The sequence below is a fragment of the Pseudarthrobacter oxydans genome (assembly GCF_034258515.1).
Classification (GTDB): Bacteria; Actinomycetota; Actinomycetes; order Actinomycetales; family Micrococcaceae; genus Arthrobacter.
The window spans coordinates 4303441-4323595 of the sequence record NZ_CP139438.1; the positions used below are offsets into that span (position 1 = coordinate 4303441).

General features: G+C 65.9%; 22 protein-coding genes. 11 read left to right on the forward strand and 11 right to left on the reverse strand.

Going from position 1 to position 20155, the window contains the following annotated elements:
• Positions 1 to 15 precede the first annotated feature (15 nt).
• The gene (locus SMD14_RS19595) at positions 16 to 444 is read left to right on the forward strand and encodes a universal stress protein (RefSeq protein ID WP_157240312.1); all 429 of its coding nucleotides are present in this window, start codon (positions 16 to 18) and stop codon (positions 442 to 444) included.
• Between the two features lie 149 nt (positions 445 to 593).
• Positions 594 to 929: a hypothetical protein gene (locus tag SMD14_RS19600; RefSeq protein ID WP_321214756.1), complete on the forward strand. Its 336-nt coding sequence runs from the start codon at positions 594 to 596 to the stop codon at positions 927 to 929.
• Between the two features lie 31 nt (positions 930 to 960).
• Here SMD14_RS19600 and SMD14_RS19605 read toward each other — a convergent pair whose 3' ends face one another.
• The 5 genes from SMD14_RS19605 to SMD14_RS19625 all read right to left on the reverse strand — a co-directional run bounded on the left by SMD14_RS19605 (position 961) and on the right by SMD14_RS19625 (position 6634).
• Entirely contained in the window at positions 961 to 1581 is a 621-nt protein-coding gene (locus SMD14_RS19605; protein ID WP_321214757.1) for a phosphatase PAP2 family protein, read from the reverse strand.
• 9 nt (positions 1582 to 1590) lie between these two features.
• The gene (locus SMD14_RS19610) at positions 1591 to 3123 is read right to left on the reverse strand and encodes a dihydrolipoamide acetyltransferase family protein (protein ID WP_157240308.1); all 1533 of its coding nucleotides are present in this window, start codon (positions 3121 to 3123) and stop codon (positions 1591 to 1593) included.
• A 21-nt stretch (positions 3124 to 3144) separates the two neighbouring features.
• A complete protein-coding gene (locus tag SMD14_RS19615) occupies positions 3145 to 4125 on the reverse strand; it encodes an alpha-ketoacid dehydrogenase subunit beta (RefSeq protein WP_321214758.1) in 981 nt (326 codons plus the stop codon).
• Positions 4125 to 5366, reverse strand: coding sequence for a pyruvate dehydrogenase (acetyl-transferring) E1 component subunit alpha (gene pdhA / locus SMD14_RS19620; RefSeq protein WP_321214759.1), 1242 nt, complete (start codon positions 5364 to 5366; stop codon positions 4125 to 4127). The genes SMD14_RS19615 and pdhA overlap by 1 nt, the downstream gene beginning before the upstream one ends.
• Positions 5367 to 5515: 149 nt before the next feature.
• Positions 5516 to 6634 carry a histidinol-phosphate transaminase gene (locus tag SMD14_RS19625; protein ID WP_321214760.1) on the reverse strand — a complete coding sequence of 373 codons (1119 nt, stop codon included), beginning with the start codon at positions 6632 to 6634 and terminating at the stop codon, positions 5516 to 5518.
• Positions 6635 to 6725: 91 nt separating this feature from the next.
• Here SMD14_RS19625 and SMD14_RS19630 point away from each other — a divergent pair, with 91 nt between their 5' ends.
• A complete protein-coding gene (locus SMD14_RS19630; protein ID WP_321214761.1) occupies positions 6726 to 7151 on the forward strand; it encodes a phage holin family protein in 426 nt (141 codons plus the stop codon).
• A gap of 32 nt (positions 7152 to 7183) precedes the next feature.
• Here the strand turns inward: SMD14_RS19630 and SMD14_RS19635 are convergent, their stop codons facing one another.
• Both SMD14_RS19635 and SMD14_RS19640 read right to left on the reverse strand, forming a co-directional pair.
• The gene (locus tag SMD14_RS19635; protein ID WP_321214762.1) at positions 7184 to 8530 is read right to left on the reverse strand and encodes a hypothetical protein; all 1347 of its coding nucleotides are present in this window, start codon (positions 8528 to 8530) and stop codon (positions 7184 to 7186) included.
• Complete coding sequence (locus tag SMD14_RS19640; protein WP_321214763.1) at positions 8530 to 8832, reverse strand: hypothetical protein; 303 nt, start codon at positions 8830 to 8832, stop codon at positions 8530 to 8532. The genes SMD14_RS19635 and SMD14_RS19640 overlap by 1 nt, the downstream gene beginning before the upstream one ends.
• Before the next feature lie 183 nt (positions 8833 to 9015).
• On the opposite strand from SMD14_RS19640, the gene purB reads away from it, so the two are divergent.
• Positions 9016 to 10458, forward strand: a complete 1443-nt coding sequence (gene purB / locus SMD14_RS19645) for an adenylosuccinate lyase (RefSeq protein WP_157240297.1) — start codon at positions 9016 to 9018, stop codon at positions 10456 to 10458.
• 86 nt (positions 10459 to 10544) lie between these two features.
• Positions 10545 to 11216 carry a histidine phosphatase family protein gene (locus tag SMD14_RS19650; RefSeq protein WP_157240296.1) on the forward strand — a complete coding sequence of 224 codons (672 nt, stop codon included), beginning with the start codon at positions 10545 to 10547 and terminating at the stop codon, positions 11214 to 11216.
• Here SMD14_RS19650 and SMD14_RS19655 read toward each other — a convergent pair.
• The 3 genes from SMD14_RS19655 to SMD14_RS19665 form a co-directional block, all read right to left on the reverse strand.
• Positions 11213 to 12133, reverse strand: coding sequence for a serine/threonine-protein kinase (locus tag SMD14_RS19655; RefSeq protein ID WP_321214764.1), 921 nt, complete (start codon positions 12131 to 12133; stop codon positions 11213 to 11215). The two genes, SMD14_RS19650 and SMD14_RS19655, sit on opposite strands and share 4 nt — an antisense overlap.
• Positions 12130 to 12423, reverse strand: coding sequence for a hypothetical protein (locus SMD14_RS19660; RefSeq protein ID WP_321214765.1), 294 nt, complete (start codon positions 12421 to 12423; stop codon positions 12130 to 12132). Before SMD14_RS19660 ends, SMD14_RS19655 begins: the two co-directional genes overlap by 4 nt.
• Positions 12424 to 12532: 109 nt before the next feature.
• Positions 12533 to 13039 (reverse strand): MarR family transcriptional regulator, encoded by a 507-nt coding sequence (locus tag SMD14_RS19665; protein ID WP_321214766.1) that lies wholly within the window; start codon positions 13037 to 13039, stop codon positions 12533 to 12535.
• Positions 13040 to 13192: 153 nt separating this feature from the next.
• Here SMD14_RS19665 and SMD14_RS19670 point away from each other — a divergent pair, with 153 nt between their 5' ends.
• The 5 genes from SMD14_RS19670 to SMD14_RS19690 all read left to right on the forward strand — a co-directional run bounded on the left by SMD14_RS19670 (position 13193) and on the right by SMD14_RS19690 (position 18471).
• Positions 13193 to 13696, forward strand: a complete 504-nt coding sequence (locus tag SMD14_RS19670) for a GNAT family N-acetyltransferase (RefSeq protein ID WP_321214767.1) — start codon at positions 13193 to 13195, stop codon at positions 13694 to 13696.
• An 88-nt stretch (positions 13697 to 13784) separates the two neighbouring features.
• Complete coding sequence (locus SMD14_RS19675; protein ID WP_139030952.1) at positions 13785 to 14219, forward strand: acyl-CoA thioesterase; 435 nt, start codon at positions 13785 to 13787, stop codon at positions 14217 to 14219.
• Positions 14220 to 14454: 235 nt separating this feature from the next.
• Entirely contained in the window at positions 14455 to 15531 is a 1077-nt protein-coding gene (locus SMD14_RS19680) for an extracellular solute-binding protein (protein ID WP_321214768.1), read from the forward strand.
• Positions 15532 to 15586: 55 nt separating this feature from the next.
• Entirely contained in the window at positions 15587 to 16654 is a 1068-nt protein-coding gene (locus SMD14_RS19685) for an ABC transporter ATP-binding protein (RefSeq protein WP_321214769.1), read from the forward strand.
• On the forward strand, positions 16651 to 18471 hold the full coding sequence (locus SMD14_RS19690; protein ID WP_321214770.1) for an iron ABC transporter permease: 1821 nt from the start codon (positions 16651 to 16653) through the stop codon (positions 18469 to 18471). The genes SMD14_RS19685 and SMD14_RS19690 overlap by 4 nt, the downstream gene beginning before the upstream one ends.
• On the opposite strand, the gene SMD14_RS19695 is transcribed toward SMD14_RS19690, so the two are convergent.
• Positions 18472 to 19527 (reverse strand): FAD-dependent monooxygenase, encoded by a 1056-nt coding sequence (locus tag SMD14_RS19695; protein ID WP_321214771.1) that lies wholly within the window; start codon positions 19525 to 19527, stop codon positions 18472 to 18474. It lies immediately after the preceding gene.
• A 56-nt stretch (positions 19528 to 19583) separates the two neighbouring features.
• On the opposite strand from SMD14_RS19695, the gene SMD14_RS19700 reads away from it, so the two are divergent.
• Complete coding sequence (locus tag SMD14_RS19700; protein WP_321214772.1) at positions 19584 to 20123, forward strand: TetR family transcriptional regulator; 540 nt, start codon at positions 19584 to 19586, stop codon at positions 20121 to 20123.
• Positions 20124 to 20155: the final 32 nt, after the last annotated feature.

A 20155-nucleotide genomic window follows, 5' to 3' on the forward strand; every position in this document is an offset into this window, starting at 1 on the left:
AGCAAAGGAGCACACATGAGCGGAATCATCGTTGTAGGGGTGGACGGCAGCGGGACGGCAAAGAAAGCAGCCGAAGCGGCGCGGGACCTCGCCGCGGCCCTCGGCGCCTCCCTCCATGTGGTGTCCGCCTTCGACAGCGACAAGACCGAGGTGTTCGGCAGCGGCAGCGACCGGTGGATCGTGTCCGACGCGGATGCCGCCGAGCACGTGGCACGGACAGTCGCAGAATCGCTGGGGAGGGACATCAAGGTGACGTACTCCGCCGCCCGCGGCCGGCCGGCCGATGCACTCATCAAGGAGGCCCTGCGGATGGAAGCCCGGATCATCGTGGTGGGAAACCGCAGGATGCACGGTATTGGCCGCGTGCTTGGCAGCGTAGCCAACAGCGTTGCCCACAATGCCCCCTGCGACGTTTACATCGCAAACACGTACGACGCCGAGTAGCGGCTTTACGGACACCATGCGGGAGCCACGCCCCTGCATGGTGTCCGTTCTCACGCCCGAAAGCGCCTTTCCGGTGCTGCCCCGACGATAAAATTGGATAAGCCCCCAACGGTGCGGACACCCACTACCACCACCATCAAGGGGCCCCAATGATTACCCTCCAGCGCCGCCATCTGGCAGGCCACGACATCCTCCTTGCCCGCCACGGCAACCACATCTGCTCCATGCGGGTTGACCGCAGCAATGACCGGGTGGTCGCCTTGCTGGACGACGGCAGCGTGGACAGCGCGCCGAACCTCATCTCCCCTGGCCTGAGGCTTCCCGAGACCGTGGGCAGCGTGTTGCGGGAGGATTGGAAGCTCCTGACGGCCTGGGCCGGCATGGCAGCGGCCATGGCTGTACTCATGACGGGTGCAGCAGTGGTCCTGGGTACCACCGCAGACCCGGCAACCCTTGAGATGCTGGCCGCGCATACCTCCTACTAAGGAGCGGACACCCGCCCTGCCGGGTGCTTGGCTAAGGAACCATCCAGCCTTCGAGGGCCCACCAGATCCCGCCCATCACCACGCCGCCAAAGAGCGCGCCGGCGATCACCTGTGCCCGTGAATGCGCGCGCAGCACCACGCGGGACCAGCCCACGGCGGGTACCAGGAGCAGCAGCGGAAGCCAGGCCGGCCCAAGCATGAGCACGGCGATCACGGCTGAAGAGGACACCGCCGCCGCATGCCCGCTGATCTTCCAGAACGGGCTCACGGCCGCCAGCACCACGACCCCCGCCACCACCGCAAGGACCATTGCCACCACGCTTTGCGGCGCCCCCACCGCTTCCAGCACCAGGAGCCCGGCCAGGATGCAGGCCAAAGCCATCAGCAGCACAGGCGCACGCTGCCGGCGGTCGCTGACGTGGTGGTCCGTCACCTTCCCCATCCGTACCAGCAGGAGGAGCAGGAACAGCGGTAGCACGCAGACGAACAGGGCGGCCAGCGCTCCGTAGCCGATGGTTCCGGGGAACCCCGGCTGCGTCATGGGGCTGATCAGCAACTGGATGCTCACCACCACGGGCGGCTGGAACACCTCCGTCAGCCATCGTGCGGCACGGTTTTTCAGCCGGATGGTGCTGCTGCTGTCGGCGGCCACAGTGGTGCCCTAGTCCAGGAGGAGCGCCGGCTCCTCAAGGATGGCAGCGACGTCGGCCATAAAGCGGGCGGAGAGGTCGCCGTCCACCACGCGGTGGTCGAATGATCCGCCAAGGGTGGTGATCCAGCGCGGGATCACTTCCCCGTCCAGGACCCAGGGCTTCTGCTTGATGGTTCCGAAGGCCACGATGGCAACCTCGCCCGGATTGATGATGGGCGTGCCGGTATCAATCCCGAGGGCACCGATGTTGGTGATGGTGAGCGTGCCGCCCTGCATCTCGGCGGGCTGGGTTTTGCCGGCCCTGGCGGTGACGGCCAGGTTGTTGAGCGCCAGCGCCAGTTCCTTCAGGGACAGGTCCTGGGCGTTCTTGATGTTGGGCACCATCAGCCCGCGGGGTGTGGCTGCCGCGATGCCCAGGTTCATGTAATGCTTCACATGGATCTCGGCGCCGCCGGTTCCGTCCGCGTTGTCCACCCACGTGGCATTGACGCTGGGGTTCCGTGCGGCCGCCCAGATCACGGCCTTGGCAAGGATAAGCAGCGGCGAGACTTTGATGCCCTCAAAATCCCTGGACGCCTTGAGCCGCTTGACGAATTCCATGGTGCGGCTGGCATCAACGTCGACGAAAATACTGACGTGCGGCGCCGCGAATGCGGAATCCACCATGGCCTTCGCCGTGGCTTTCCGGACGCCCTTGACGGGAATCCGTTCGATCCTCTGGTCCTGCGGCTTGCCGGCCTTCCCCCAGAACCCGTCCGCCTTGTCCAGTTCCGCGTCCCGCTGGGCCTGGTAGCTGACCAGGTCCTCCCGGGTGACCTCGCCGCGTGATCCGGTTGCCACCACGTCCGCCAGGTCAATGCCCAGGTCCCGGGCGATCTTGCGGACCGGGGGCTTCGCCAGGACCTTGTTGACCAGGCCGGTGATGGTGCCGCCCAGCGTGGGGCGGTTGTCCACGGCGTCGACGGCGGTTTCGCCTGGCAGCCGGGTGGCAGTGCCTGCCGGTGTCCCCGGCCTTGCGGACACCTCGGCCGGCGTGCGGGGCTGGACCGGCTCCACCTCCGGCGCGTTGACGGACAGTGCACCCGCCGGGCCCCTGGTGGTGGAGCTGGTCGAAATCCTTGGCCGCCGCTTGACGGCGTCCGCCTTTGGCCCGGAGCCAACCAGGGGCCCTCCGGCCAACGCACTGTCGGCGGCGGGGGCACTTCCCGTTGAGTCGGCGTCGGACGCCGGAAGCTTTCCGTAGAGCGGCTGGACAGGCATCTCAGGCGCAGGGACGTCCGCGGGTGTCGGGTCCCCGGCGACGTCATCGCTGACGCTGATGATCGCGGTGCCGACATCGATGGTCACGCCTTCAGGGACCAGCAGTTCAGTGACCGTTCCCGCGAAAGGAGACGGCAGTTCCACGAGGGACTTAGCCGTTTCGATTTCGCAGAGGACGTCGTTAATGGCGACAGCGTCGCCCGGCTTGACCTTCCAGGAGACGATTTCGGCCTCGGTGAGTCCCTCGCCGACGTCGGGCAGGTTGAACTTGTTGAGAGTCATGGTGTCCTTGGTTGGAAAGCCTCAGTAGGAGAGGGCGCGGTCCAGCGCCTCCAGGATGCGGTCAATGTCCGGAAGGTAGTCTTCCTCCACCTTGGCAACCGGATAGGGCATGTGGAATCCGCCAACGCGGATCACCGGAGCCTCCAGTGAATGGAAGGCACGCTCGCTGATCCGGGCCGCGATTTCACCGCCGATACCGCCGAACGTGGGTGCCTCATGGGCAACGACCAACCGTCCGGTCTTCTGAACGGAGGCCGTGACGGTATCGAAGTCCAGCGGCGAGATGGACCGGAGGTCGATCACCTCCACGCTGTGGCCGTCCTCCTCGGCGGCGTTGGCGGCGGCCAGCGCAACCGGAACCAGCGGGCCGTAGGCAACCACGGTCGCATCCGTGCCGCTGCGGAGGACGTGGGCCTTGAAGGGGTCCCCCGCCCGGCCCGGCGCCTGCACGTCCACCTCGCCCTTGAGCCAGTACCGGCGCTTGGGTTCGAAAATGATGACAGGATCCTGGCACTCCACGGCCTGCTGGACCATCCAGTACGCGTCATGCGCATTGGACGGCGTGATGATGCGCAGGCCTGCGGTGTGCGCGAACAGCGCCTCCGGGGACTCCGAGTGGTGCTCAACCGAACCGATGCCTCCGCCGTACGGGATGCGGATGACCACCGGGACCGTGAGGTTGCCGTTGCTGCGGGCGTGCATCTTGGCCAACTGGGTGGTGATCTGGTTGAAGCCGGGGAAGACAAAACCGTCGAACTGGATTTCGCAGACCGGCCGGTAGCCGCGCAGCGCGAGGCCAATCGCGGTTCCGATGATCCCGGATTCGGCCAGCGGGGTATCCACCACGCGGTCCGGGCCGAACTCGCCGATCAGTCCGTCGGTCACCCTGTACACCCCGCCCAGGGGCCCGATGTCTTCACCCATCAGCAGTGACTTGGGGTCTTGCGCGAGCGTCGCGCGGAGGCCTTCGTTGATGGCCTTGGCGATAGTCATTGTGGTCATCAGTGGCCTGCCTTTGCTGCTGCCTGCGCCGATTCTTCGCCATGCTCACCGGCTGCGAACCCTGCACTGTATTCCTCGAACCATGCAAGCTCCTCCGCCACGAGGGGGTGGGCTTCTGCGTAGGTGTTGGCGAAAGCAGAGCGGATGTCAGGAGTCTCGAGGTCGTGGGTGGTGCGCCGGACGTAGGCGGCGAGCTCATCGCCGTCGGCCTTCACCTTCGCGAAGAAGGCGTCGTCGGCCAGGCCCTCGGAGCGGAGGTATTTCTCCACGCGGGCCAGCGGGTCCTTTGCCCGCCAGGCGTCTTCTTCTGACGACTGGCGGTACTTGGTGGGGTCATCGGCAGTGGTGTGGGCGCCCACACGGTAGGTGAAGGCCTCGATCAGGACCGGGCCCTTGCCTTGGCGCGCGTGCTCCAAAGCCCATTCGGTGACGGCATGGACGGCGATCACGTCGTTGCCGTCCACGCGGATGCCCGGGAAGCCGTACCCCTTGGCGCGGTTGGACAGCGGCACACGGGTCTGGACGTTGGTGGGCACGGAAATGGCCCAGTGGTTGTTCTGGCAGAAGAACACCACCGGGGCGTTGTAGGAGGAAGCGAAAACCATGGACTCGTGGACATCGCCCTCGGAGCTGGCGCCGTCACCGAAATAGGCGATGACGGCAGCGTCCTCCCCTGAACCGGAGGCTCCCGTAGCTGCCGCCAGCTTCTGGTCGCGCTGGATTCCCATGGCGTAGCCCACGGCGTGGAGCGTCTGGGCGGCAAGGACCAGCGTGTAGAGGTGGAAGTTGGTGTCCTTCGGGTTCCAGCCGCCGTTCGACACTCCGCGGAACTGCCGGAGGAGTTCGGCGAGGTCCACGTCGCGGGTCAGTGCCACGCCGTGTTCGCGGTAGGTGGGGAAGATGTAGTCCTGCGGCCGGCTGGCCCTGCCGGAACCGATCTGCGCGGCTTCCTGGCCGGTCAGCGGGACCCAGAGTGCAAGCTGTCCCTGGCGCTGCAGGGCCGTTGCCTCGACGTCGAACCGGCGGATGGCCGCCATGTCCGCATAAAGGCCGCGCAGGGCTTCAGGAGTGATCTTCTCCGCGTACTCGGTGAAGACGGGATCGAACCCAAGCTTTCCGTCCGGGCCCAGGAGCTGGACCATCTGCGCCGGGGGTTCCCCCATGACCGCCTCGGCATCAGCCTCGCGCTGGTCGTCTACCGCTGTTTCGTCGAACTCGGTGGAAGGCAGATGTGTGCCCATACCGTCTCCTCGCTTGCCGCATGCGGATGCAGTGCAATGTCGCTGGGATATATGCCTCATAAGGAATAGATTCCCTGCGGGGCATATATATTGCTGTACTGATCCTAACTTTATCTTCAGTAGGTAGCCGCAGAGCTACTTGTTAAGCGCTAGGAACCCCGTGGCGCCTTTGTATAGTTCGCACACAGCCGAAGGAACCGGGAGTTCGCCTCGACCTCGCCGATGCTCACCCTCACGCCTTCGCCCGGGAATGCGCGGACGGACAGCGCCTGTGCCCCGGCCGCCTCGGCGAACTCGGCACTGTGCTCGCCCAGGTCCAGCCAGACGAAGTTCCCTTGGGCGTCGGGAACAGCCCACCCCAGGCTTCGCAGGCCTGCCGTGACCCGCTCCCGCTCATCAACCAGGCTTTGTACCCTTTCTACAACCTGGGGGAAGTTCTGCAGCGACACAATCGCGGCCTTTTCGGCAATCTGCGACACGGCGAAGGGGGTTGCGGCCACCCTAAGGTGCTGCGTCAGCGCAGGGTTGGACACGCTGTAACCAACCCGCAGCCCGGCCAGTCCGTGCGCCTTGGAGAAGGTCCGGAGCACCACCACGTTGGGGTACCTGCGGTACATGTCGAGTCCATCCACCGCTTCGTCGTCCCGCACGAACTCCTGGTAGGCCTCGTCAATCACTACCACCACGTGAGGGGGGACGAGCCGGATGAATTCCTCGGTTTCCGCTGCGCGAAGGGCCGGGCCGGTGGGATTGTTGGGTGTGCAGAGGAGGACCATTTTGGTCCGGGGCGTCACGGCGGCGGCCATCGCGGGAAGGTCGTGCCGGCCCTCGGCAGTGACGGGGATGCGCACGCCTTCACCCCCGGAGAGGCCCACACTGATGGGGTACGCCTCAAAGGAGCGCCACGCGTAGACCACCTCATCCGGCGTACCGTCGTCGTTCCGTCCCACGAAAGTTGCCAGGAGCTGGTTCAGGGCGCCGAGGCTGCCGGCGCCCGTGACGATGTCCTCCGCGGGGACACCCAGGAATGCGGACAGCTCACCGCGGAGCCTGCTGCTCAGCGGGTCCGGGTACCGGTTGAAGTCGGTCTGGTGCGCAATGGCATCCAGGACCGCGGGGAGCGGGGGCAGCGGGTTCTCATTGGAAGACAGCTTGTAACTGGCCAGCCCGTCAACGGCGGCGGGGGGTTTTCCGGCGGCGTAGCGGGGTAACCGGGCCACCACGGGACGGGGCTGGACGCCGCCCGTCACTGTCTCAGATGACGTCATGCAGACCAGCCTACTTCGCTGGATGCAGGAGGGAAGCGCAGGCTGCCCCCTCCCTCAAGCAGCTGACAGGGAGGTATGGAAACATAGGACCATGCGTTCATTCATCGGCCGGGTCCTCATCAACGCGCTGGCCTTGTGGATTGCCAGCTGGGTTCTTCCCGGCCTGGATATCACCACATCGGCTACAACAGACGCGGTAGCCAAGACCGGCGTGGCAGAGGGAACGGACGTGGCAGGAACTGTCCTGGCGTACTTGTTCATCGGCCTGATCTTCGGATTGGTCAATGCGTTCATCCGCCCTTTAGTGAGCTTCCTGTCCCTCCCAATCACCATCCTGACGCTGGGTCTCTTCACCATCGTCATCAGCGCCGCGATGCTGTACGTGACGTCCTGGATCAGCAGTTTCACGCCGGTCCACTTCACCATTGATTCGTTCTTCTGGACTGCAGTGCTCGGAGCCATCATCATCACCCTGATCTCGCTGGTGGCCGGCCGGCTCGTCGGCGTCCGCCGGTAAGCCTGCACTTCCCCGCCCGGCCTTGCCCGGGCCTAGCGTCCCGCAAAACCACGTGCCGGTTTGTGGGAATCCGCCGACGCCGCAGCAGGTGCCGGGGCCCTTGTCCTCGACAGGGAAAACCGCGTGGCCGTGGCGGCGCCTCCCGTCCCGAGTATGGCGCCCAGCGCCGCGGTGGACTCCACCAGCGAAGGGTCGCGGCTTTGTGACACCAGCCGGGCACCGTCCTGGTAGCTGCTGAGCTGATGGCCCGGACCTATGCCTACGTCCTCTCCCGTCTGAACGTACAAGTCATTGGTCATGGTGACCGTGACCTGGTTTCTGGCGTCCGGGTTTGGTGCGCCGTCGGCCCCGGGGACCCAGTCCGTCCGGTGCTCAAGGTGGAGGCTGCTGACGTCCGGCGTTGATGCAATGTGGGCGACGGGCGATCCCGCGGTCAGGACGTACCTGAGGTCGTATTCCTCCAGGAAGGCGTCGCTTGCTGCCAGGTTCATCGCGTGGATGCCCCCTTGGCTGTAACCGACGCCCACTATAGGGTCACCCTTCCTGGCGCCGGCTGCTTCAAGGGCTTCCCGCACAGCCTTGTTGACACTTTCCGAGCTGTCTCCCACGCCTTCGACTATGCCGTCCAGGTCAAAGGGATTTGCGCCCCCCGCAGCGTCACGCAGCTGGGTCCCCGGGATCACCACCACATAGGCTCTACGCCCGCCGCCATCAACTTCGATGACCTCGATATAGCCGGCTCCGCGTTCATCAATTACCCGGACGCGTTCCAGCAGGCCGGACGGAGAAGGATCCAGGACAATCGGAATACTTTCCTCCCTGGTGACTGCCAACGGACGAGGCCTTAGTGCTGGAATCACGACCTCCGCCAGCGCCTTGAGGAAGGGGGAGACAAAGGCGGCATTGCCGATGATGTTTTCGGTGGCGCTTCGGCTGAGAAACCCTGTCCGCCAGAAGTCCGTGTGGCGTTGCAGCTCTCCTTCGACGTTTGGAACTCCAAGACCACGGGCAGCGCCTGCCAGCCGCTCCGCCATTTCGTACTCGTGCTTGCAGGCCCGGACCTGCCTGCTGATGTGCTGCAACTCGGTCCGCACCACCTGGACGCTCCGCCCAGCCTCACCCACCGCATTCAGGGCCATGGTTCCCGTCCACCGGGGCAGATCCTGGAAAGGAGTGAGGTCCTCCCAGATGCGGCGGACCTCAACCTCGATCGCGGCCAACCTGCCTGCAAGATCGTCCAGTTTTTCGGCGCCTCCCGCGAGCTCCTCCAGTTGGAAGCGGATACCGCCCACGCCGCCCCGGATCGCCAGGGGCCCATCGTCCGCCGGGCCGGAAACCCGGATGGGCCCGCCGCTGCCGGAAGGGGTGGCCTCGGCCATCAGGGCCTGCCGCTGTAGGAGCAGGCAGCCACCAAGGTCTCCTGGCTGTGCCTGGCCACAGCTGCCCTTGCCTCAATCAACGATTCAAGGGAACGGCGCAGGGCAACGGCCTGCAGTGACACAGAGTCCCGGTAGGCCCTGCCGGCCGGTGACTCCCACTGCAGCAACTGGATATCCCTGAATCCTGCCAGGACTTCCTCTGCCCGGACCAGGCAGGTCCCAATGCGATCGGCCAACTGGTCCACCTGGGCAGCACGGAGCATGTCGGCCTGCAGGTCAGGGCCCGCCAGTTCTCTGCCCATTGCCCCTCCACCACACCTTTGCCGTTGCATCCGAAACTCCCCGCCCTATCCGGGAGCTGCCTTTCCATTCCCGACGCTACGGAGCGGCCGCTCCGGACTGAAGATCCCTCGTGGTGTATGTGGACAAGTAACGTGGACAGCCGCCGCTTAAGGGGGTGCCGGACTTCATGAAAGAATCAGCACATGCCTGAAACTGCCGCCACAGCTGACACCCGTACGCCCTCAGGACGCCTGGCCCTTGCCGCGTCCCCGGAAAGAATTGCGCTCGGCCCGCTGGACGGCCGGTACCAGTCGGCTGTCGCACCCCTGGTGGACTACCTTTCGGAGGCGGCCCTCAACCGGGACCGCGTAGCGGTGGAAGTTGAATGGCTCATCCACCTGACCAGCAACAACGTCCTTCCCGGGGCCGGCCCGCTCACCCCGGAACAGCAGGAGCAGCTGCGTGCGATCGTCACTGAATTCGACGCGGCGTCCGTGGCAGAACTTGCTGACATCGAGGCCGTCACCGTCCACGACGTCAAGGCCGTGGAGTATTACATCGGCCGGCGACTGCCCGCCATCGGGATCGAAAACCTGACGGCGATGGTCCACTTCGGCTGCACGTCCGAGGACATCAACAACCTCTCCTACGCCCTGGGCATCAAGGGCGCTGTGGAGGACGTGTGGCTGCCCGCCGCGCGGGCCCTGGTGGCCCAGATCAGCAAGATGGCCCAGGAAAACCGGGCGGTTCCCATGCTGTCCCGGACCCACGGCCAGCCGGCCACCCCCACCACCCTGGGCAAGGAACTGGCCGTCATCGCGCACCGCCTCACGCGCCAGCTGGACCGGATCGCGAAAACCGAATACCTGGGCAAGATCAACGGCGCCACCGGCACGTACGCGGCGCACGTGGCGTCGGTCCCCGGCGCCGACTGGCAGCAGGTGTCCAAGTCCTTCGTGGAGGCCCTGGGGCTGACCTGGAACCCGCTGACCACGCAGATCGAGAGCCACGACTGGCAGGCAGAGCTGTACGCGGACGTTGCACGCTTCAACCGCATCCTCCACAACGTCTGCACGGACATCTGGAGCTACATCTCCATCGGCTATTTCGCGCAGATCCCGGTGGCCGGTGCCACGGGTTCCTCCACCATGCCGCACAAGGTGAACCCGATCCGCTTCGAGAACGCCGAGGCCAACCTGGAGATCTCCTCGGGCCTGCTGGACGTCCTGGGGTCCACCCTTGTGACGTCCCGCTGGCAGCGCGACCTCACCGACTCCTCGAGCCAGCGCAACATCGGTGTGGCATTCGGCCACTCCCTCCTGGCCATCTCCAACGTGGCCAAGGGCCTGGAGCGCCTGGACGTGGCCGAGGACGTCCTGGCCGGCGACCTGGACACCAACTGGGAAGTGCTGGGGGAAGCCATCCAGATGGTCATGCGCGCTGAGGCGATCGCCGGCGTCGAAGGCATGGAGAACCCCTACGAGCGGCTCAAGGACCTCACCCGGGGCCAGCGGGTGGACGCGGCCCGCATGCAGGAATTCGTGCAAAGCCTTGGCTTGTCACCGGAAGCCGAGGCCCGGCTGCTCGCCCTGACCCCCGGAAAGTACACCGGCATCGCGGACCAGCTGGTGGACCACCTTAAGTAAAAGTACGACGACGGCGCCGGGCTCCCAAGGGCCCGGCGCCTTTCTTCCGGGTCATCCCGGCTTGCCGGGAGTGCGAAACTGGAAGCATGAAGCTGCTGCTCATCCGCCACGGACAGACTCCCGGTAACGTGCTTGGCCAACTCGATACGGCGCATCCCGGCCCCGGGCTGACGGAACTCGGTGAACGGCAGGCCGAGGCCATGGCCCGCTCGCTGGCGAACGAGCCCATCGGGGCGCTGTACGCGTCCACGCTGATCAGGGCCCAGATCACCGCGGCGCCGCTGGGCCGGCTGCACGGCCTGGATATCGAGGTGCTGGACGGCCTGCACGAAATCGAAGCCGGTTCCCTCGAGAAACTGACGGACCATGAAGCCCACAAGCGCTACATGGGGACCGTCTTCTCCTGGGCCGCCGGGGACCTGGACCGGCGGATGCCGGCGGGTCCGGACGGGCACACGTTCTTTGACCGCTTCGACGCTGCCATCCGCCGGGTCGTGGAGCGGGCACTCGACCAGCAGCATGAGGCCGCTGCGGTGGTCAGCCACGGTGCGGCGATCCGCACCTGGGCTGGACGCCGGGCGGAGGACGCGGACCACGAATTCGCCGCACGCCATGTGCTGGCAAATACCGGAATCGTGGCGCTGGAAGGGGATCCGGACCGCGGGTGGAAGCTCATCCACTGGGACGGAAGCCCCGTGGGCGGACTTGCCCTCGCCGACCCAACCGCGGAGGACCCCACCGGCCGGGACCTGGCCTAGGCGAGCTGGCGGATCCGCCGGGCAGGGAAAACCGCCCTCCCGCGGCAGGGGCTGACCATTTCGCCGGCGGGTACGGGGACGAGCCGCGCGGCCATGCCCGCTGCCTCCCCCGCCGTCGGACGTTCTGCGCTGTCCATGGCCGTCAGGGACCGGAGGAAGGAACGCCAGCCGGAACCCAGGGAGTCCGGCACTTGCGGACTGCGAAGGGTCCTGGCCACGAGGGACTCGATGGCAGTGCCGGGGAACGCCTTGGCTCCGGTAAGCAGCTCCAGCAGGACCAGCCCCGTGGCGTAGACATCCCAGGAGGCGCGCGCCGGTCCTCCCGATGCCTGCTCAGGGCTCATGTAGTGCACGGTTCCGGATGACATGCCGGGTTCCGGGGCCGAGCCGGCGGGCGCCACGATGCCGAAATCGATGATGCGGACAGGGCTACGCCGCAGGCCGCTCAGCATCAGGTTGGCGGGCTTGATGTCGCGGTGCACCATCCCCTGCCCGTGGAGGTGGGCCAGGGCCTCGAAGAGTCCCCGGGCCCAGCCGGCAACGATGTCGGGGTGGTACTGGCTGGTGCGGCCAGCCTCCGCGAGGCTGGGGCCCAATGCAAGTTCCTCCACAAGGAAAGGGCGGCCGGCGAGTGCAGAGTTCCCGGATACGACGCCCTGGCCGATGAATTTGACGATCGATGGGTGCTGCAGGCCCGACAGGACGGCGGCTTCGTTGCTGATCCGCTCAAAGTGTTTGGCCGAAACGTCCACGGCCACCTTCACTGCCACATCGGCCCCGCCTTCCAGGTCCGCCGCGCGGAAGACCTGCGCGAGCGCGCCGCGGCCCAGAAGGTCCTTGAGCTGGTAGCGCCCCGCCACTGTAGGTGCGGCGGCTTTGAGGGCCGCGGTTGATCGAAGGTGCGCGGGCGCGGTCATGCGGAGAGCGCCACAGGATCCGGAACCGGTACAACTGCCCCGCGCTGGGACACGCGGCCATAAGGGGACTGGATCCAGGCGTCCAGCTGGAAACCGCACCCGCACCGCCACACGGGCGGCAGGTGCACGGGACCGCCGTCCTCCGGTTCGAAGGTATAGCCGACGGCGGCAGGCCCCACGGCGGGGGTGACGAGTTCCATGGCGGAGCCGCAGTGGACGGCGGGACTGATGGCAGCCCCGCCCTGCTGGGGCGAAGCGTTGAAGGGCGCGCTGCACGCAAGGGATTCCAAGGGCAAAAGCTCAGTAAAGGTAACCAAGACGCTCACGACTCCGGCTGTAAGGATTACGGGAATAATCGTAAGCATACATATTGCTAGCCAATCTAGCTAGCTAGGCTAGTTACTTCTCGTCGTGTTGCGCCTGCTGCAGTGCCTCGGTCATCCGCTCCAGGAACTTGACTACTACCCGGGCCTCCTCTGCGGTCAGCCCTTCGGCCACCGACATCATCTGCCGGTGCATGGCGCCGAGCGTTACGCGGACTTCCTTGTCCGATTCGACGGTGGGAACCACAACCACGGAGCGCCTGTCCGTGGGATGCGCCTCGCGGCGCACGTGCCCGCTCGCCACAAGCCTGTCAATGAGGGAGGTAGTGGAGGCGCTGGTGATGCCCAGGAACTGGCTGATGTCCTTGGGTACCACCGTTTTGCCGGATGCCTGGACGCGCAGCAGGTAGCGCAGGGCAAGAATGTCCGTTTCACCCATTCCCATGGAGTCGCGGGTGGACCGGCGTACCGCCGTTTCAGCGGTCCGGTAGTCCCGCAACGACTTCAGCACCGCCGCGCCGTAGTCCAGTTGACCGTCCGGCCCGTACCAATACCCGGAGCCTTCATTACCCGTAGAACGCATGGAATCATACTAGACCAGCTGATAACTAGACAGCCAAGTGAGTTGGCCACGGCATGAACGGCACGTTATCCCGGAGCTAACCGGAAAGAAACACCGGCGTAACGGCCGCCTCCTACTCTGGGTTTGCATAACCCTTCGGCGAATCGAGGCACAATGCAGACCAATCCGCGCCTTAACATCAGGCAGGTCCCCTGGTCCAACCCCGTGGGCGCCGCTCTGCGCCACGCCCAGCAGGCCGAACTGGACGCCCGCTTTGGCACTCCGGACCACGAACCCGGGCCGCCGCCGTCGGGCGCCGACTGCGCAGTCTTCCTTGTTGCCTATGACAAGGGCTCGGGGCAGCCCGTGGGCTGCGGCGGCCTGCGCATGCTCGACGCGGAAACGGCGGAGATCAAACGGCTGTACGTCGTTCCGTACACCCGGGGTTCCGGTGTGGCCAGTTCCATCCTCGCAGCCCTCGAGGCGGAAGCCTTCAAGCAGGGAATCACGCGGATCAAGGCGGAAGCAGGATCGGCTCAGCCGGACGGGCGGAACTTCTACGAAAACTCGGGTTTTGAAGCCGTTCCCAACTTTGGACCCTACATAGGTGTTGCGCACTCCTACTGCTACGCGAAGAGCATCAACGCCCGCAGCGCGGCCCATACCGCCATGGCCTAGGCCCGCCGGCGCCCGGCAGTCCGCCCCCGCCAGGGGCGCGGAGGCGTCACATGGGTGCGCCGGCGCCGCTCTCAGCTAACCTCGCCCTATGGAAACAGCAGACATCACTTTCCGCACCCGCAAGTGGGTCCGGCCCGAGGACCTCAACGCGAACGGGACGCTGTTCGGCGGCAGCCTGCTGAAGTGGATCGATGAGGAAGCTGCCATCTATGCCATCCTCCAGCTCGGCAACGGCCGTGCCGTCACCAAGTACATTTCGGAAATCAACTTCGTCAGCTCGGCGGTGCAGGGCGACCTCATCGAGATGGGGCTGACCGCCACGCGCTTCGGCAGGACTTCGCTGACCATGCGCGCCGAGGTCCGCAACATGATCACCCGCCAAAGCATCCTCACCATCGAGGAAATCGTCTTCGTGAACCTCAACCCATCCGGCAAGCCGGAGCCGCACGGCTATACCGAGATCACCTACGACCGGGACAGGATCCCCACGCACCACCTCACGGAGACGTTGAGCCAGGACTGACGACGGCGGCGCGTCCGTTCCGCCGCCGGGCCGCCGTTGCAGCCGCCCGCCGCGGAGCCCTGCGCAGCTTTTGCCGCCCGTTCACCCACGCGCCTCCGACCGTTCTCCTGCCTGGACCAGAGTGGACAGCCGGGCTGTTTATCGAATCGATAGCCATAACAGCCGTGAATTCCGCATGCCCGGCGTTAGGCTTGCCGGACATGCTCCGATTCCAGTCCAGAAATGAGTCCAGATCGTGCGTAAATTGAAGACCCTGGTTGCCGCCGCCGTCACCGTCACGCTTCTTGCCGGATGCGGCGGTGGGGCCGCTACCCCCGCGGCGTCAGGGGAGTCCTCCCCAGCTCCGGAAGGCGGCTCGGGGGAGACCCTGGTTGTCTACACCAACTCCAACGGCGAGGGCCGTGGGGACTGGCTGACGGCCAAGGCCGCTGAAGCGGGCTTCAAAATCGAGATCGTCGGTGCCGGCGGCGCAGATGCCACCAACAAACTGATTGCCGAGAAAAACAACCCGATTGCCGACGTCGCGTTCGGGCTGAACAACATGTACTTCTCGCAGATCAAGGCCGCAGACGCCCTGGAGCCCTACGAGCCGGCCTGGGCCGGCGAAGTGGACAAGGGACTGGGTGACGGCGAGGCCTACTGGCCCTTGGTAAAGCAGGCAATCCTCCTTGGCTACAACTCGGACAAGATCTCGAAGGACAAGGCCCCGCAGGACTGGACCGACCTGTGGACCAAGGACGAGTTCAAGGACCGCTACGAGCGCGTGACAGGCCTGGGCACCGCCACCGCCCAGCTCGTTTTCGCGGGAATCCTCAGCCGCTACCGTGACGATTCGGGCGACCTTGGCATCTCCGACGAGGGCTGGAAGCAGGTGGAGCAGTACTTCCAGAACGGCAGCCCGGCGGTAGCAAAGACCGACCTCTTTGCCCGTATCGCGTCCGGCGAAGTGGACATGGGCCAGATGCCGTCCTCGATCATCGCCGAGCGCGAGAAATCCTTCAAGGTGAATGTCGAGACAGTGGTCCCCTCCGTGGGTGTCCCGCTCGCCGTGGAACAGATCGCTCTGGTGAAGGGCACCAAGAAGGAGGAGCAGGCCAGGAAATTCATCGACTGGTTCGGCAGCTCCGAGGTCCAGGGCGAGTTCGCAAAGCAGTTCAATTCCATGCCGGTCAACAAGGAAGCCGAAGCCCAGGCCAACCCCGAGGTGGTGGACTTCTTCGCTGACCTCAAGCAGCAGGACATCGACTGGGAGTTCGTGCAGGAGAACATGGGCGCCTGGGTGGAGAAGATCGAGCTCGAGTACATGACGTAACCGGTCCGCTGCCGGCCCCGTCAACCCGAACTTCGCTTCATCAGACAGGTTTGCCATGATCCGCTTGGACAACATCGAAGTTTCCTTTGGTGATTTCACCGCCATCCCCAACCTTGACCTGCACGTGCGTCCGGGGGAGTTTTTCACCCTCCTGGGGCCGTCCGGCTGCGGGAAAACGACGGCCCTGCGGACGTTGGCGGGCTTCATCCAGCCTTCCACCGGCACGGTGCACGTTGACGGCAAGGACGTTACCCGGCTTCCCAGCGACAAGAGGCAGGTGGGGATGGTGTTCCAAAACTACGCCCTCTTCCCCAGCATGAGCGTGTGGGAAAACATCGCCTTCGGCCTCCGGGTCCGGAAGGAGAAACCGGCGGACAGTGACCGCCTGGTCCGGGACATCGCGCGGCGGGTGGAGCTCAGCGATGAACAGTTGTCCAAGAATGTGGCAGAACTGTCCGGCGGCCAGCAGCAGAGGGTTGCCGTGGCACGGGCGCTCGTGCTGCGGCCCAAAATCCTCCTGCTGGACGAACCGCTGTCCAACCTGGATGCCAAACTGCGCCACCAGCTCCGGCAGCAGCTCAAGGACCTGCAGAGCGAGTTCGGCATCACCACTGTGTACGTCACCCACGACCAGGACGAGGCCCTGGCCATGAGCGACCGCGTGGCGGTGTTCAACAAGGGCGTGGTGGAACAGGTGGGGACGCCGCAGGAGATCTACGACCACTCTGCGTCCGAGTTTGTCTGCAACTTCATCGGCGACAGCTCCGCACTGACCCCGGAGTTCGTGGCGGAACTGAACCGGCTTGCGGGGGCAGGGCTCAGCACGGACGCCAAGTCCTACCTTCGGGTGGAAAAAGCGTCCCTGGCCCGCGGGGCTGAAGGAGGCGGCGCCGTCGGACTTTCCGGCACGGTGGTGTCCCGCACCTACCACGGACTGCACAGCCGCTATGTGGTGCGCAGCCACGGAGCGGACATCCGGTTGCTGGTGAAGGAGGACGGCGGCGCCCACCCGGAACGGGGCACGGAAACCACGGTCTACCTCCAGCCCGGGCACGTCCTGCAGTACCACCCGGTGACGGGGGCTGCCCTTCGGCAGCAGGACCCGGCAGCAGTCCTGCCATGAGCAGCACTGCGGTCCGCGGCATGGCCCGCTCCCCCTTCGTGCTGGTGGTTGGCGTGGTCCTGACCTGGTTCATTGCGGCGTTCCTGGTGTGGCCCAACATCAACGTCCTGATCGCCACGTTCTTCCCGGACGGCAGCTTCTCCGGGAGGGCGGCCGAAAAGCTCTTCACGTCGCAGCGGGCCATGAAGGCGCTCGGCAACAGTTTCCTGCTGGCGGTGGCCCTGTCCATCACGGTGAACCTGGTAGGCGTGTTCATTGTCCTGGTGACGCATTACTTCCGGATCCGCGGCTCCAGGATCCTGTTCCTCGGCTATGCATCCACCTTCATCTACGGCGGCATTGTCCTGGCCGCCGGGTACAAGTTCATTTACGGGGACAAGGGAATCGTCACCTCGCTGCTGGTGAAGGTGTTCCCCGGCATGGACCCCGGCTGGTTCTCGGGCTTCTTCGCGGTCCTGGTGGTGATGACGTTCGCCACCACCACCAACCACATGCTGTTCGTGGCCAACGCGCTGAAGGGCATTGACTACCAGACCATTGAAGCGGCCCGGAACCTGGGGGCATCAACCTGGACCATCCTGCGGCGGATCGTGCTGCCCATGCTCAAGCCCACCCTGTTCGCCGTCACCATCCTGTCCTTCCTCACCGGGCTGGGCGCCCTGAGCGCTCCTCAGGTGCTGGGCGGGCGTGACTTCCAAACCATCACCCCCATGATCCTGACCTTCACCAACAGCCCCACCTCCAGGGACCTGGCGGCGCTGCTGGCGGTGATCCTTGGGCTGGCCACGATCCTGATGCTCGCCGTGATGTCGCGGCTGGAAAAGGGCGGCACCTACTTCTCGGTGTCCAAGGTGTCCTCGGCCCTGCAGAAGCAGGACATCACCCATCCGGTGGCCAATGCGGCTGTCCATGCTGTTGCCTACCTGCTGTTTGCCGTCTACACGCTGCCGGTGGTGCTGATTGTCCTGTACTCGTTCGCCGACGGCGCTGCCATCCAGACCGGCCAGCTTTCGCTCGGCAGCCTGACGCTCGAGAACTACCAGCGGGTCCTCACCCAGCCGTCGGGGCTGCGGCCGTTCTTCGTCAGCGTGCTGTACAGCGCCCTGGCTGCCGTGATTGCCGTGGGCGGGCTGTTGTTTGTGGCCAGGCTGCTGCAGAAGTACAAAAACTGGGTGGCGTCGGTCTTCGAATACCTGCTCCACATCCCCTGGATCCTGCCGTCCGCACTGCTGGCCCTTGGCCTCATCATCAGCTACGACCACCCCAATCCCCTGGTGGGCGGGGCAGTGCTCACCGGCACCACCGTGATCCTGCTGATCGCTTTCGTGACGGTCAAAATCCCGTTCACGCTGCGCATGCTGAAAGCGTCCTTTGCTTCCGTGAATTCCTCCCTGGAGGAAGCGGCGGCCATCATGGGCGCAAAGACCCTGTATGTCTTCCGGCGGATCCTCCTGCCGCTGGTGCTCCCGGCTGCCGCCGCCATTACGGCGTTGAACTTCAACAGCCTGCTCGACGACTACGACACCGCGATCTTCCTGGCCCACCCCCTGGTCCAGCCGCTGGGCCTGGTCATCAAGGCGAACACGGACGGCGCGGAGGGTGTGGACGGCGTCGCCAACACCTTTGTGTATACCGTGCTCCTGATGATCATCACCGGGGTGACCATGTACCTGGTGTACGGCCGCTCCAGCCGGGGCGGGTCGCGGAAAAAGCGGCTGCCGGCCCTTCCGCCCGCATCTGCCGCCCCTGGCCCCGGGGTCCCCGGGGCCGTCGGGTCCGGGGCGGACGCGCCGCAGCCGGCCGCTACCGTCCGGTGATCACCCGGCAGAACCGCTGACGACGGCGGTGCGTCCGTTCCGCCGTCGGGCAACCCTGAGGAGGCCGTCACGCAGCGGCTGGGCACCGTCCGCAAAGGCGACGCGTCCCAGCGCGGCGGATGCCAGGCTCAGAGCCCGCGTGCGAAGCCACCGCTGGCGGTTGTAGGCATGCAGTGCCTGGCCTTCTGGCAGCGTGTTGAGGAGGCCAGCCAGTGTTACGGCATCCACCAACGACTCGCAGGCGCCACGCCCCAAGGTGGGCATCATGGCGTGTGCGGCATCGCCGATGAGCACGGCACGTCCACGGACGTAGGAGCCAAGATGCGGAACTGTCCAGAGCCGCTGGACCAGGCATGCTTCGGGCGTGGCTGCGGCCAGCGTGCGGCGGATGGCGGGCGCGTGGCTGGAATAGCGCTCCCGGGCGTATTCCAGGGCTGATGCTGCGTCAATTCCGTACGGGCCCATCGCGGACCGGTAGCTGGCCCACCAGAAGGACCCTCCCCGGGCGGCAGCCATGCCGAACAGGTCGCCGCGGCCCCAGTATTCGCCCACCTCGTCGTGGCTGACCGGAGCAGGCAGGGTCCCGCGGAGGGCAAGGTACGGGGTGAGGCGGGCCTCCTTTCCGGCGCCCCAGACCTCCCGCCGGACTGCGCTGTGCACGCCGTCGGCCCCGACCACTAGGCTGCCGTCGTCGGGAAGTGACCTGACGGTGCTGGTGATCCGGCGGACGGTTCCCGGGACGGCACCGTCCAGCAACCGCAGCAGGTCAGCCCGGGAAATGCCGAACATCTCCCCCGCGTTGACGGTGATCCAGGGCTCTCCCTGGGCGTCACGGACCGATCCGCTGCCGAGCACCGGGCTGACCGCCCGCGCCTCTTCAAGGATTCCCAGACGCGCAAGGGCACGTTGGGCGTTGGGCCACATCCCCAGCGTGTTGCCCACGGCCGGCAGCCCGGGCCGTTTCTCGTACACCGTCACCTGGAACCGGCTGTGGTCCAGGCCCGCGGCCAGCGCCAGGCCGGCAATGCCGCCGCCAACAATCGCAATTGTCTCCATGCTGGCGACTTTACTACTTTTGTAGTATTTGCGAAACGGTCAATTAGACTGGGCGCATGCCTGACCGCCGCACGGAACTGATGGACGCCGCCCTCCGGGTGGTGGCGGACAAAGGCATGAAGGGCCTCACGCACCGGGCCGTTGACGCGGCGGCGCAGCTCGCGGAAGGCACAACGTCCAACTACTACCGGACCCGCGCGGCGCTGGTGGAGGCCGCGCTGGGCCGCATGGAGCAGCTCGACGGCCAACTGCTCCAGGACCTCGCCCCGTCGGGCCCGCCGGGAACCATTGCGGAACTGGCAGACCAGCTGGCCGGGCTGGTGCTGTCACTCACCGGGAAGCATGCGGCCCTCACCCGCGCCCGCCTTGCCCTGTCCCTGGACCAGCCGGACGCGGTTAAGGCAGGGCACTTCCGGCTGGTGGGCGGCATGGAAAATACCCTCGCGGCGCTTGGGGTAACCGATGCGGCCGCCCGGGCCCGGGACGTGGCCGACTACGGCGACGGCGTGATGCTCCACCTGCTCACGGTCCGGCGGGACGGGCAGCCTGATGCTGCAGCCATCGCCGCAGCAGTCCGGCGGCTGCTTGCGCCCTGAGCGCGCCTTCCGCTGCCGTGCACGACGCCGGC